Below are 13284 nucleotides of genomic sequence, written 5' to 3'. Positions count from 1 at the left end.
CAGCCAAAATTATGAGAAAGTATTTTTATTCAAATGGTCAAGAGAAGCAAGGCCCAGTAACATTCGATGAGCTGAAAAATTTGGACATTAATCCCGAAACATTGATTTGGCATGAAGGAATGGATGAATGGAAAGCAGCAAAATTTATTTTTGAACTACAAGAAATTCTTGAATTAAAGCCGCCAGCAATTGAACCTGCTACCGCTAATTATCAAGGTAATTACTCTTCAAATAGACCAGTAGTCACAGCAAATCCATTTGGTCCACGACCTATGTTTTCCGCACCATTTTCATTTAAAGGTCGGATTAGAAGGCTAGAATATGGGTTGAGTTTGCTAATATTTTATTTTGGCTCATTCTGTCTTGGGTATTTCCTAGGGTACCTAGGTGTAACTGACGGAGAAACATATGGGCTGGAGTTTATATACATTTCACTCACACCCTTTTGGATTTTTCTTTTGGCTCAAGGAGCAAAAAGATGCCACGACCGAGGAAATAGCGGTTGGTTCCAGATTATACCATTTTACGGTTTATGGATGCTTTTTGCAGATGGTGAAAGAGGTGAAAATGATTACGGAAAAAATCCAAAGGGTCGCCTATGAAAAATCTATTCTTATTAATTTTTCTATTCTACTCTGAGCTTTCGTTTTCGCAAGTGTTATCAGAGGATGACATCAAAATGATGGCAAGTAGGGTGAATTCTGAGTTGAGAGATATTGAATTGGAAAATGGAGTTTCCTTAAGAAGGTGTCTATCATTTAAGAGGACTTTGATCTATCAATATAATGTGCCAAGTAATTGGGTTGCTGGAAATAATCTGAAAGAAGAACTAATAAATAATTTAAAGGAAGCGGGTTATGCTGAGGTCTATTTTAATAATGACATCAATATTGACTTTTATTATTTTTATGGAAAAAGTCTTCAGAAATGGGTAAGTATTAAGTCAAAAGAATTGGCTACGTCTAATAGTATAAGAAAACCAAACCCTCCAAGATTACAGTTGGGGGAATATCTTATTCTTGATGGAAAGCCAAAAGCGAAAGGTGTAAATATTAAAGTAAAACCACCTATTGGATGGAAAGTTGAAGAAGGCGATCGTCCAAATGTGGTTGTAAAGTTTGTAGACGGAGTAAATAATTATATTATACAAATAAAAGAGAACTTAACTTTTTTTTCCAGAAATCAATCTAAGGAGCTTCTATCCGATTCAGAATTTAAAAAACAAGTAATTGATGAATACAGCGCATTAATAAATAATCCTTTAATATTAAGTGACAGGATAACGACAGTTGATAATTATCCAAGCTTAGAGATAGAAATAAAAGGCTCCGTTGATAGATTTAGTACATTATTCGGGTTTAGACTGAAAATTTGGATTATCATTTATGAGGATAAAATAATTACCCTACAAGGTTTTGCTCAAAATGGTAACAGTTATCAAGCTTTAAGTTCTTTTTATAATTCGATTACAAATTCAGTCATATTAACAGATCAATATGATTAGTCTATGAGAAAGTATTTTTATACAGATGGGAAAACTAAGTTTGGTCCTTTCTTATTAGATGATTTAAAGAATAAGGATTTGACGAGGGATACCTTAGTGTGGTATTACGGATTACCTACTTGGACTCCGATATCGGAAATAATCGAGTTAAAAGAAGTGCTTAGAGCAATTCCACCACCAATAATTAAATCAACTGATACCTTTGTGGGTTACCAGATGAATCCAGACATTCCTGCTGGAGTTATAAATAAACCTGAGGTTAAAAAAAGAAAAATTTCGCGAAATGTAAAAGTGGTTACCATTATACTAACGATTATGTTCTTTTTGTCAACGACTGTTTTGTACCTACATTATTATAAAAATGAGGATGAAAAGCTATATGACGAAATAGTAGCTAATTCCTACAGCGGAAACGAAGATTTTAATTTTTACCTTGAAAAATTTTACCGTGATCTTGAGGTTTATGGGTTATTTCCAAAAAGAGCTTCTACTATTATTATAAAGTTTTCGCCACTTGATCAAATATCAAATGCTACTCATTTTCATGCTGTGTCTTATGGAATATACAATGATGACTTAATTGAAATATATATTAATCCTTCATCGTGGAAAAAATTTAATAAACCTAAAAGGTATTACCTAATGTATCATGAGCTGGCACACGATATTCTAAATGTAGATGACTTGTCTGATAATGAATTAAATACAGGTAAATTAATGTTTCCTGCCATCTTTTCTTATGAGCGAATTACAATGGATGACTTCATAGAAGCATACCATGAGTTATTTGAAGAATTATCTAACCAATAAAATTTAATCCTTTAAATGACTATGAGTAAAATAGAGGAAGTATTACAAAAATTTTTTGAATTGCAGCGAGTTATTTTCTGGTACGATGAAAAGGGTGAGAGCAAAGATGATTTCGAGAATTTGCACCTTGATGGAGTAGAAAAGGTACTTGTTGAGCAGAATCCATTTGAAATCAAATATTTGGTTAATCGTCAACACTCAGATAGAAAATTCCTTTTGTATTTTAACTCTCCAAAACCTGCCAACGAGGATAATTGGCTGTTGGATATGGAGCTTTCTTATCAAGTATTCCACAACGATAGACAGGCAATGTTCCTGCAAGAAATGGAGCTGGGTTTCCATCTCAAAGATTTGGTAGAACAGCACCTAGAGTTTTTTAAATCGAAGGAACGACGTCTTAAACTTAAAGATCTCACTACAAAAGACGATGGTCATAGGGATATCCGATACAAGATGTTGTCTATCATTTTTGGAGTCGATAATCTTAGCCTTTCCACCTTTATTCTATCCCATATCCATAGTTTCGTTGAGAATGAAAGTAAGCTAGATAAAGATCTAGTGAAATATGGTCTTCATGAGTTTTATTGGAATGAAATAGAAAACCAGTTTGGTTATCAATCAAAAGAACCTGGGATATTTGAGTTTTTCTTATTGGTGTTTGAGGGAAACTTTCCATTAGGGAAGGGTATTGTTTTGCGCAAAGAAACCAAGCTAGTGCTGGCTCAATGGCGTGATTCATTGCAGTTTAGAGAGAGTTACCAAGTAATATCCTCCCGCCTTGAATCAGACTTAAAAATTTCTTCATTGCTCGATGGATCCACAATGGAGGTGATCATGGAGGATGAACTTTTTCAAGAATCAGACAAAAAGCTCATACATGAAATGCATAATCTTTTACTCGAAGACGCCATTTCAGCAGATCGAGTAAAGAAAATCATTAAGACCAGAGAAAGTAAATTTTGGTTTGCTTTTCATAAGGATCTCTACATGAGCTTATGGTATGGAGCAGAGCTTATTTCTTTAGTAAAACAACATTCCAACACTACCTATAAGACTTTAGAAGAGGGCGTAAAGGACTATAAAACCAACCTCTATATTATAGATCAAAATTACCGCAAATTCATTTGGCACTATAGGTTGGCAAGTCACAATAGAGTATTGGCTGGACTTTACGAGCGTGTAAAGAAAGTTTACTCAAATGATTGGTTGCTTGAATACAACAATAATTGGCAAAAGATCATAGATTCTCTCAACGATTGGCCAACACATGAGCGATACAGTCAACAGAGATTTTTCACTTCCCATGTGAAACCAATTCTGGAAAAAAAGCAAAGACTCTTTGTAGTCATTTCTGATGCACTACGCTATGAATGTGGTGAAGAACTACACGCCCGTCTCCTTGCAGAAAATCGATATCAAGCCAATCTGGAATATATGGTAGCCTCTGTACCTACCTATACTCAGTTGGGCATGGCATCATTGCTTCCTACAAATAAAAGGATGTTGATTAATCCCAATTCTGATACAGTATGGGTAGATGAGTTTTCTGCAACAGGCCTAACAGGTAGAACCAAAATATTGGAAACCAATGCAGGTGTAAGAGCTACAGGGGTAATGGCTGAGGATTTTATGGCGATGAATTCGAGTACGGAGGGAAGAAACTTTGTGAAGAACTACGATCTCATTTACATATATCATAATGTGATCGATAAGCGAGGAGATGATAAAACCTCTCAAGAAACAGTATTTGAGGGAGTAGAAGATGAAATCAAGTTTTTGATAGACTTGGTGAAGAAAATAGGTAATATGAATGGGAATAACATTTTCATCACCAGTGATCATGGATTTATATACCAACATCATATCCTAGAAGAGAGTGATTTTACCAGCCCTGAATACGTAGGTGAAATATGGAAAGAAAACCGTCGCTTTGTAATGGGTAGAGAACTTACTCATGACACCAAAGTCAAGAAGTTCACTGGTGCCCAACTCAATCTAAATAGTGATTTGGATGTTCTAATTCCTAAATCAATCAACCGTATTCGAATAAAGGGTTCAGGTTCCAGGTTTGTGCATGGAGGGACGACGCCTCAGGAAATCATCATCCCTTTACTGAAGGTGAATCGAAAAAGAGAGGATACCACTAAGCAGGTGGATATTGACATTATCCAGACTACGGATCGTATTACAACCAACACCTTGTCTGTTTCATTTATCCAATCGGAAATTGTGAATGAATCGGTGCTACCGAGACAAATTAGAGCAGGACTTTATGCAGAAGATGGCACATTACTGAGTGATCATTTCAAGTTCAATTTTGATATATCAGAAGGGAGTGAGCGTCAGCGGGTGGTAAAACATGGGTTTTTACTTAGCTCCAAAGCAAGTGAAATGTATAAAAATCAGCGAATTAAGCTGAAATTAGAAGAGCCAATAGATGGTACAACTAGGTGGAAGGAATATAAGGTACATAACTATACCTTAAGCACTTCTTATTCTTCAGATTTTGATGACTTTTAAGTATGAAGGCACTTGACCAAAAAATAAATCAATACTTCGGTGGCAGAGTGGTTCGAAAGGACTTGACTAAGCTCGTGAAGGGAAATGCAATTGTACCAACTTATGTCTTAGAATACTTACTGGGGCAATATTGTGCTACGGATGATGAAGATACTATCGTAAAAGGAATTGAAACGGTAAAGAATGTGATTGCTAATCACTTTGTCCATCGTGATCAGGCTCAGATCATCAAGTCAAATATTCGTGAACGAGGAACGCATCGGATTATCGATAAAATATCAGTAACCCTCAATGATAAAGATGATCAGTATGAAGCAATATTTGCCAACTTAGGGCTTAAGAAAGTTCCTGTTTCAGATGATATTATAAAGATATATCCCAAGCTACTAACTGAGGGAGTATGGTGTATCCTCACCATGGGATACATAAGAACCGATGAAAAAGCATCCACACCTTGGATAATTGAGAGTTTGAAACCCATTCAAATCTCAAATGTGGATGTAGACGAATATAAAACTGCTAGGACTCATTTTACCAAGGAGGAATGGATTGACTTACTTATCCAAACGATGGGGTTGAACCCTGAAGAGTTTTCATTCCGATCCAAACTATTGCAGCTTACGAGATTGGTTCCGTTCGTTGAAAACAACTATAACCTCATAGAGCTTGGACCAAAGGGAACGGGTAAATCACACGTATTCTCAGAACTGTCCCCACATGGAATTTTACTTTCTGGTGGCGAAGTGACAAAAGCTAAGTTGTTTGTCAATAACAGTAATGGCAATATTGGCTTGGTTGGTTTTTGGGACGTAATTACCTACGATGAATTTGCAGGAGTTACAAAAAGAGTAGATAGAGGCTTAGTAGATATAATGAAAAACTACATGGCCAACAAATCCTTTTCTAGAGGCACATCTATCTATGGTGCCACCGCTTCTATGGTGTTTGTTGGTAATACCGATCATTCTGTTCAGTATATGCTCAAACATACGAACCTGTTTGATGCACTCCCTAAAGATTATCAAGATACCGCTTTTCTTGATCGTGTTCATGCTTATCTACCTGGCTGGGAGATTCAAAAGCTACGAAATGAGATGTTTTCATCGGAGTACGGGTTTATTGTGGATTATCTTGCAGAAATCCTGAAAGACCTACGCAAAGAAGACCATACGGCAACGTACAAGCAATATTTCGATATTTCATCCACTATTACAACCAGAGATAAGGATGCAATTGCTAAAACCTATGCAGGCTTATACAAGGTGATCTATCCTCATGGGAAAATCACCAAAGATGATGCAAAAGAGCTACTTGAGTTTGCTATAGAGTGTAGAAAAAGGGTGAAACTTCAGTTAGAAAAAATGGATGAGACCTTTATGGAAGATAAAGTAGAATTTAGCTATATCGACCGTGAAACAGGAAAATCTACCTTAGTAGAGACACTGGAAAAGGCTCAATATCTGAAACCAAGTCCAAAATCCCTTCAGCAAGAAATAGCTTTTCAAGAAACTAATAATGAGAATTTTATAGATTCATCTTCAATAAAACCAGTAAAAGAATTAGAAGAAGGACAAATCATAATAAGAGATAATGAGAAGGGACATTCTTATGAGAGTCTGTTTGGAGATTATCTAGAAGGTTCAACTGAAATAATAATTACCGATCCCTATATCCGTCTTGCCTATCAATTTCGGAATTTGATGGAGTTCATTGAATTGATTATCAAAAGAGTTGATTTAGATCAAAAGATTAAAATTCACTTGGTCACAATCAATGCAACAGATTACATCGAGGGCTTTAAAGATAAATTAGAACAACTAGAGTTTGACCTAGAAGCTATGGGCATAACTTTCAGTTTTGAATTTGATGAAGCTATCCACGACAGATCCATCATATTAAATAATGGGTGGAAGATTATCCCCGGCCGTGGCTTGGATATCTGGCAAAAGACCAATGGATGGTTCGATCTCAGTGAGTTTGTTCAAGAGCAACGTCAATGTAAATCCTGTGAAATCACTTACCTAAAAAAATAAAAATAATGAAAAAGAAAGTTTTTGTTTTGCGAGCTGATTATGGAACATATACAAATGCATTTAAGCAATATGGATATATAGGAATTGGTTGGTTTGGGTATAACCCTGAAGGAATTATTGATATTACAGATCGGGAATCTATAAGAAAGATATACAAGAAAGATTATTCGGATGAAGCAGAAATGACGGTAAATCAAAATGTCGGTCAGATTTATAGGTTTCTTAATGATATTAAAATTGGAGATATCGTGATTACTCCATTTAACAATAATGAATTATTGATAGGATCAGTTACGAGTGATTTTTACTTTGAAAAAGATGATACTTCTCGATATTGTTGGCGTAAAAAAGTTGAATGGCGAAAGGAACATTTGGATCGCCATGAATTTTCTGTGCCATTACAAAATACCTTAAAATCATCCTTGACTTGTTTTTCTGTTTCTTCTTTCGAAGAAGTTTTTATGGCAATTGGATTGCTTGATGGGGGTAAAAAATCTACTGACACTACTATGATTGTAACGACAACAATAAGTAGCATAGAGCTAATTAGAAAGAAGTTTCTAGAGTTAGGTCACACGGAATTTGAATTGCTTGTTGCCCATATATTAAAGTCTCTCGGATTTGAAGCAACACAAGATACTGGTAGAGTTGGTGACGGAGGAATAGACTTTGAAGGTGTGTTAGATGTAATGGGTGTTGCTTCTATAAATCTTCAAGTACAAGTGAAGCGATATGATAAAGGTTTAATAGGCGAAAAGGATATTCGAAACTTTAGAGGAGCATTAAAAAAGGATTATCAAGGCTGTTTTGTTACACTGTCGAAATTTAATAAGAAAGCTTCTGAGAGTGCCAACGACAAAGAAAGAGAATCTATCAACCTTATAGATGGTGAGCAATTGATTGAAATCTTCATTGAAAAATATGATAAGGTAATAGATTCAATGTATAATGATGACTTAGATGATCTTGCTGACAAGTTAAAATTCAAGAAATCCCTACTTCCAATATGAGTCGTTTATAAATAATTCTTATATCGAATTCAGTTATTCTTTTACTAACTTATAATACCATGCATGGAATATTTTGCTTGGAGGGGATGTGGTTTGGAGACCACAGAGATTTATATAGTGTCTCACCCATTTTAGATCTTGTTCATCGTTTGGGGAAAATACCCTTCATCCATCACAGGTGCGGTACTTATGAGGAGTTTGAATTTTCGATCAAAAGGTGGAGAGTAAAATCTTTTCACAGAAAATTTCCAATTCTTAATATTGCTTTTCATGGTGATAAGGGAGAGTTTAAGGTTGGGAAAGAATTAGTTACCCTTGATGATTTGGCTGAATTACTAGGGGGAAAATGCGAAGGCTGTGTGATCTATTTTGGGAGTTGTGATACAATGAGGGTGGATAGAAGACTTCTTCAAAAGTTCATGGAGCAAACAAAAATTATAGCTGTACTCGGCTATAAATCTTCCGTCAGTTGGCTACAATCAGCTGCATTTGAAATCCAAATGCTTTATCATTTTTCTCAGGAGAATCTAGATGCCAAGGGCTTGGGTAAAATTAAATCTTCCATATTTGATGATACCAAGCATCTTGCTAAAGAGCTAGAGTTTAGGATGGAGATTAATGAACGTACGAATTTCAAGTAGTAAATTAATTCTGCAAAATCAATTATGGCTTCAATTCGGCGGACATGGTTATATAGAGCAGATAGTGCATTCAAGAGAGAACCATTAAGTTTTCATTGGACTCCCAGAAAAGAAATTGAACAAATTTTTAGAGAGCAAGAATTTTTAAGGAAATTATCTGAAGAAAAACATCTCAAAGACACACTTACTTTTTTGAAGACCGATTTTACTGAAAGTGCATTCTGTAGAATGACCTTGACAAGGTTAAAAAGATACTACGACCGCCATTCTTTGAATAAGAGACAAATAGAGGATATAAAAAGCATATACATCGCTGCTAAAGAGTTAGGCGCAGATGGAGTTAAATTAGAGTTTATCAATTCGGTTTTGGAAGTCTATTATCAGATCAAAGTCTATTTACCAGATGATGTAAAGGATCGAGTAGAAACTTGTTATCAATATTGGGTGGACTTTAGCATCGATATCAAGAAGTACTACCCTTCAAATTTAAGGTTGTTGAAAAATTAGGTAAACCAAATAGATATAAAGTATGGTATTCCAACAGGCAGTGATGAGGATGGGAATTTGAATAATTGAGGTTTGAAAATTAACGAATGCAAATTCAATAAAAATAAAGTAATATGTTAAATTTTAAGGAATTCTCAAGAATGTTCGCTTTTAAAAAAAAACCCTACTGAAATCTAGTAGGGTTTTTCATTGGTGCAGAGGAGGAGGGATTCGAACCCCCGGTACCTTGCGGTACAACGGTTTTCAAGACCGCCGCATTCGACCACTCTGCCACTCCTCTGTGTTTTGCAGAATTTCGAGCTGCAAATGTAGTAGAAATTTTAAAGAAGACAATACTAAATCGTAATAATTTCTTGATCATCTCCATCGCTATTGTTGCTGATCACTTTAGCGCGGTCTAGAGTGGCATTTAATTCAAAGCCCAGCAGGATTATCACTGCAACTATATAGAACCAGACCATCACCGCTATTAAGGCACCAATGGAGCCATACAGCTTGTTGTAAGTGCCGAAATTGTTGATGTAAAGTGAGAACCCTAATGAAGCAAGAACACTCAATAGCGCTGCTAATACAGCTCCCCAGCTAAAGAAATGCCATCTGTCGTGAATGGCAGGAGCAAAATAATATAGGGTGGCAATGGCAAATAAGAATACCACAAAAATGACAATAAAGCGCAATAGATAAATCAAGTATATGATATAGCTTGTGTCAAACAAGTTTTCTGGATATACATAATTAATTACAGCTTCACCCACTGTAAGTAGGATAATAGCCAAAAACAAGGTGAATGCTAACACGCCGGTAAGGCCAGCAGCCATCAGCCGTGTTTTCAAAAAGCCCCTAACCTCCCGCGTTTGATAGCAGGCGTTGAATGCTTTGATAATGGACATGGTGCCATTTGTAGCCAAGAATGTAGAAGTCAAAAAACCAATCGTCAATAAATCACCACGCGAGTTTGCCACAATATCTTCTATTGTCTGACTGGTAAATTCATATACACTTGCCGGAAATACTTCTTTCAAGAAATCTAAAATTGCTTGCTGACTTAATGGCTCATAGAAATACTGGATATAAGGAATAAGCGTGAACAAGAAAATGATTGCCGGAAATAGGGAAAGCGTGAAATTGAACGCAATAGCATTAGCCTTTTCCCAAATATCGTCTTTGCTGAGTTTGCGAATAAAAAGCTTTAGAAATTGATACATCGAGAAGGTATCTTTCACCACCTCGATCCTCTCCAAGTAGCTGATGCTATTGGTTATGATTTTTGATGATTTTATCTTCTCGATTAAATTAGTCATTATATAATGGCTTCAGTACCTCTACCAATTTGGCAGGTGGCCGGCATGGTTTCCCTGTTTCTTTGCTAATAAAGGCCAAAGTCGTTTCGCCCTCGTGTATTAGCTCCTGATTTTCATTGTAAAATAGGTATTTAAACACAGACTTTACGCCTGGCATCTTGGGCACGGAAACTTTTATGGTAATAAGCTCATCGTAGCGAGCGGGTAAATGAAACTTCGAATAGTTTTCCAACACCGGCATCAGGATTCCTTCATCCTCAATTTCCTTGTACGAATAGCCCATAGCTCGTAAAGCTTCCACTCGCGCTACTTCATAGTAGGTGGCATAGTTGCCATAATAGGCAAATCCCATCTGGTCCGTTTCTGCATAGCGAATTCTTAACGTTACTGTAGCTTCAAACATGCCGTTGGTTTATTGGTAAATTCGAGAGCGGTTCAATGCCGCCTGATAGCGTTGTGCATTGCGGAGATGTTCTCCTAAGTTGTTGGTAAAATTATGATAACCCGAAAAATCTTCTTTGGCGCACATATAAATATAATTATGCTCTTCGGGATTCAAAACCGCATCGATCGCATATACAGGTGGGAGGTTGATAGGCCCCGGAGGCAAACCAGCATATTTATAGGTATTGTATGGCGAGTCTATCTCTTTATGCACATTGAGTACACGCCTAATTTCAAAATCGCCATGTGCAAATACCAACGTAGGGTCAGCTTGCAACGGAATTCCTCTTTTTAGTCTATTCAAATACAAGCCTGCAATCGTTGGGCTCTCGTCACGTTTTTGTGATTCGGCATTTACTATGGAAGCTAGGGTAATTACTTCATTTGGCTCCATATCTAATGCCTTGGCTTTGGCTATTCGGTTTTCGGTCCAGAAATTCTTGTATTCACGATGCATCCTGTCGAGCAGCTCATCACTAGTGGTGGTCCAATACACTTCGTAGGTATTTGGGATAAACATGCTGATAAAATCCTCCTCTTCAAAATCGTACTTCTGCCAAACTTCGGGTTGCTTGATTCGGGTCAAAAAAGAAAGACTATCGACTTCTATACCTTTGGTGATTTTACCGGCAAGTTCTTCTAATGTGCGGATATTGTTGAAAGTGATGCGGGTGGGTATTTGTGCCCCCGATCTTAGCAATCGTACCGTTTCGATATTAGTCATGTTGCTTTCCAGCTGATAAAGGCCGGGCTTCACCAATTGGTCATAATCCATCCATTTGGCAACGAGGCTAAAGGTGACCAAGTCCTGCACGATGTCTTCATCATAGAGCAAGTTTTGCACTTGCTTGAAGTCAGCACCGCTTGGAATCAAAATTACTTGAGGCTGCTTATCTACCAATACATTGGGCGTTTTTACGATTTGGTAGCCGTAGAATAGGCCTGTGGTCATAATCATCGAAAAGATGATGAGGCCAACTACAAAAATTTTACGTCTTAGAGAAGGTTCTTTGTCTGGTGCTTTCACAGGAAATATGTCGATCTAATCAGCAAAAATAAACAATTTACCCATGTGGTAAGGTTCATTTTGTTTTGTATTGATTTTTTCGGAACCGCAATGAGCGCAGAGATTTACGCAAAGTGCCGCAAAGGTGTTTTTTTTTGCGGCCTCAGCGTCTTCACTTTGCGGATCTCTGCGTTTAAATTCTTCATTTTTTAGAACCGCAATGAGCGCAGAGATTTACGCAGAGAGCCGTAAAGGTTTTTTTCTGCGGTCTTTGCGTCTTCACTTTGCGGATCTCCGCGTTTAAATTCTTCATTTTTTAGAACCGCAATGAGCAAAAAGATTTACGCAAAGGGCTTCTAATGCTGACGCACGTGTACCGGCCGGCGACAGCTTTTGGATTAAATTTTTCGTTTTTAAAGACTCTGACCTGTTAATAGAATCGCTTTTTACGATAGAGGCTTTGGAAAATATAATCTATTGTAAACAAGCCTGCTATGGCAAGCATCGCAAAGCTGAGAACGGAGACATCTAAGCCGAGGTCTATATGTTGGAAGAATGATTGTAACGAATCAGTGAAATCAAATTGATCTGGAATAGTAAAGGAGTAGTCAGAATTGGTTGAAAATGAAATCAGCCAAAGTATTGCAGTCAACACAGAAATACCTCCCGCAAAAAGCAAAGGTAAATTTAAGGACCTACGTTTGATTTTAACATTGGAATTGGCCGCTGTTGGTAGTTTGTCCATAATGCCATCTTCCAAGTGAGAGGGTGCATTTTTTCTAATTGAGCTTTTTAGCAAATCATCCCATTGTTCCATTTCTATATTTTCTTTCTTACTCATACATGCAATCCTTTTTTCTCAAATAATTCCTTCAAGATTTGCCCAAGTCGTTTTCTGGCTCTAAAAATACTCACTTTAGCATTGCTAGGGCTCAAGTCCATTATCACTCCAATTTCTTCTAAGCTCATTTCATCCATATAATAGAGTGTGATGATTCCCGCGTCCTTTGGATTGAGCATTCCAATCGCTTGATTTACCAAAATTTCTTTTTCACTTTTTTCAGAATCTGGAATGAAGTCCTCAAATTCCAAATGCTGCAATTCTAAGGAAGTCGTACTGAGTATATTTTTTCTTTTTCTACTCAATGCGAAGTTCATCACTATTCGATAAAGCCAGGTAGAAAATTTCGAATCGCCACGGAATTTCAATAAGGATTGATGCGCTTTCAAAAACGAATCTTGCACCACTTCTTCAGCTTCCATAGCGTCGCCTGTTACTCTCACGGCGATAGTAAATGCAAAGTTTTGATAACGCTTAATTAGTATTCTAAAAGCCTCATTATCTCCACTACATATTTTTTCGATTATCTCTTGGTCACTAATGATCATGGAATTACCCATGTGATGCAGTTATTTTTGAAAAGTTACAAAATTGTGCCGAAATAAATATTTTGAACACTTGTGTAACCATTAAGAGAAACTTGCATCCTAGCAGTACAACAAATTTA

Annotated in this window: 13 protein-coding genes and 1 tRNA gene; 8 read left to right on the top strand and 6 right to left on the bottom strand. The window is 36.7% G+C overall.

Annotation, left to right across the window (positions count from 1 at the left end; all coding sequences use genetic code 11):
- The first annotated feature begins 11 nt into the window (after positions 1–11).
- From ACOXY8_RS05380 to ACOXY8_RS05345, 8 genes are read left to right on the top strand one after another with little or no spacing between them, the layout of a single operon-like run.
- Positions 12–602: a GYF domain-containing protein gene (locus ACOXY8_RS05380; RefSeq protein WP_458330521.1), complete on the top strand. Its 591-nt coding sequence runs from the start codon at positions 12–14 to the stop codon at positions 600–602.
- On the top strand, positions 599–1504 hold the full coding sequence (locus ACOXY8_RS05375) for a hypothetical protein (RefSeq protein ID WP_458330520.1): 906 nt from the start codon (positions 599–601) through the stop codon (positions 1502–1504). The genes ACOXY8_RS05380 and ACOXY8_RS05375 overlap by 4 nt, the downstream gene beginning before the upstream one ends.
- 3 nt (positions 1505–1507) lie before the next feature.
- The gene (locus ACOXY8_RS05370; protein ID WP_458330519.1) at positions 1508–2314 is read left to right on the top strand and encodes a DUF4339 domain-containing protein; all 807 of its coding nucleotides are present in this window, start codon (positions 1508–1510) and stop codon (positions 2312–2314) included.
- A gap of 21 nt (positions 2315–2335) precedes the next feature.
- Entirely contained in the window at positions 2336–4834 is a 2499-nt protein-coding gene (gene pglZ, locus ACOXY8_RS05365) for a BREX-1 system phosphatase PglZ type A (RefSeq protein WP_458330518.1), read from the top strand.
- A gap of 2 nt (positions 4835–4836) precedes the next feature.
- Positions 4837–6867 carry a BREX system Lon protease-like protein BrxL gene (gene brxL, locus ACOXY8_RS05360; RefSeq protein WP_458330517.1) on the top strand — a complete coding sequence of 677 codons (2031 nt, stop codon included), beginning with the start codon at positions 4837–4839 and terminating at the stop codon, positions 6865–6867.
- A gap of 5 nt (positions 6868–6872) precedes the next feature.
- Positions 6873–7877 carry a restriction endonuclease gene (locus ACOXY8_RS05355; protein ID WP_458330516.1) on the top strand — a complete coding sequence of 335 codons (1005 nt, stop codon included), beginning with the start codon at positions 6873–6875 and terminating at the stop codon, positions 7875–7877.
- A gap of 59 nt (positions 7878–7936) precedes the next feature.
- Positions 7937–8518 (top strand): DUF6642 family protein, encoded by a 582-nt coding sequence (locus ACOXY8_RS05350; RefSeq protein WP_458330515.1) that lies wholly within the window; start codon positions 7937–7939, stop codon positions 8516–8518.
- A 24-nt stretch (positions 8519–8542) separates the two neighbouring features.
- Complete coding sequence (locus tag ACOXY8_RS05345; protein WP_458330514.1) at positions 8543–9025, top strand: hypothetical protein; 483 nt, start codon at positions 8543–8545, stop codon at positions 9023–9025.
- Positions 9026–9220: 195 nt separating this feature from the next.
- Here the strand turns inward: ACOXY8_RS05345 and ACOXY8_RS05340 are convergent.
- From ACOXY8_RS05340 to ACOXY8_RS05315, 6 genes are all read right to left on the bottom strand, one after another.
- Positions 9221–9305, bottom strand: a tRNA-Ser gene (locus ACOXY8_RS05340).
- Between the two features lie 55 nt (positions 9306–9360).
- Positions 9361–10326 (bottom strand): YihY/virulence factor BrkB family protein, encoded by a 966-nt coding sequence (locus tag ACOXY8_RS05335; protein WP_458330513.1) that lies wholly within the window; start codon positions 10324–10326, stop codon positions 9361–9363.
- Entirely contained in the window at positions 10319–10729 is a 411-nt protein-coding gene (locus ACOXY8_RS05330) for an acyl-CoA thioesterase (protein WP_458330512.1), read from the bottom strand. Before ACOXY8_RS05330 ends, ACOXY8_RS05335 begins: the two co-directional genes overlap by 8 nt.
- 9 nt (positions 10730–10738) lie before the next feature.
- The gene (mltG, locus tag ACOXY8_RS05325) at positions 10739–11797 is read right to left on the bottom strand and encodes an endolytic transglycosylase MltG (protein ID WP_458330511.1); all 1059 of its coding nucleotides are present in this window, start codon (positions 11795–11797) and stop codon (positions 10739–10741) included.
- A 409-nt stretch (positions 11798–12206) separates the two neighbouring features.
- Positions 12207–12617 carry a hypothetical protein gene (locus ACOXY8_RS05320; RefSeq protein ID WP_458330510.1) on the bottom strand — a complete coding sequence of 137 codons (411 nt, stop codon included), beginning with the start codon at positions 12615–12617 and terminating at the stop codon, positions 12207–12209.
- Complete coding sequence (locus ACOXY8_RS05315) at positions 12614–13177, bottom strand: RNA polymerase sigma factor (protein ID WP_458330509.1); 564 nt, start codon at positions 13175–13177, stop codon at positions 12614–12616. The genes ACOXY8_RS05320 and ACOXY8_RS05315 overlap by 4 nt, the downstream gene beginning before the upstream one ends.
- Positions 13178–13284 lie beyond the last annotated feature (107 nt).

The sequence above is a fragment of the Peijinzhouia sedimentorum genome, from assembly GCF_049340005.1.
In the GTDB taxonomy this organism is placed as follows: domain Bacteria; phylum Bacteroidota; class Bacteroidia; order Cytophagales; family Cyclobacteriaceae; genus CAXBDP01.
The sequence above is the reverse complement of the archived record's forward strand: the minus strand, read 5'-3'. Positions and strand labels throughout refer to the sequence as shown.

Coding starts and splice junctions, on each gene's coding strand:
- ACOXY8_RS05380 (WP_458330521.1), top strand. CDS start 12: ATGAGAAAGTATTTTTATTCAAATGGTCAAGAGAAGCAAGGCCCAGTA.
- ACOXY8_RS05375 (WP_458330520.1), top strand. CDS start 599: ATGAAAAATCTATTCTTATTAATTTTTCTATTCTACTCTGAGCTTTCG.
- ACOXY8_RS05370 (WP_458330519.1), top strand. CDS start 1,508: ATGAGAAAGTATTTTTATACAGATGGGAAAACTAAGTTTGGTCCTTTC.
- pglZ (WP_458330518.1), top strand. CDS start 2,336: ATGAGTAAAATAGAGGAAGTATTACAAAAATTTTTTGAATTGCAGCGA.
- brxL (WP_458330517.1), top strand. CDS start 4,837: ATGAAGGCACTTGACCAAAAAATAAATCAATACTTCGGTGGCAGAGTG.
- ACOXY8_RS05355 (WP_458330516.1), top strand. CDS start 6,873: ATGAAAAAGAAAGTTTTTGTTTTGCGAGCTGATTATGGAACATATACA.
- ACOXY8_RS05350 (WP_458330515.1), top strand. CDS start 7,937: ATGCATGGAATATTTTGCTTGGAGGGGATGTGGTTTGGAGACCACAGA.
- ACOXY8_RS05345 (WP_458330514.1), top strand. CDS start 8,543: ATGGCTTCAATTCGGCGGACATGGTTATATAGAGCAGATAGTGCATTC.
- ACOXY8_RS05335 (WP_458330513.1), bottom strand. CDS start 10,326: ATGACTAATTTAATCGAGAAGATAAAATCATCAAAAATCATAACCAAT.
- ACOXY8_RS05330 (WP_458330512.1), bottom strand. CDS start 10,729: ATGTTTGAAGCTACAGTAACGTTAAGAATTCGCTATGCAGAAACGGAC.
- ACOXY8_RS05320 (WP_458330510.1), bottom strand. CDS start 12,617: ATGAGTAAGAAAGAAAATATAGAAATGGAACAATGGGATGATTTGCTA.
- ACOXY8_RS05315 (WP_458330509.1), bottom strand. CDS start 13,177: ATGGGTAATTCCATGATCATTAGTGACCAAGAGATAATCGAAAAAATA.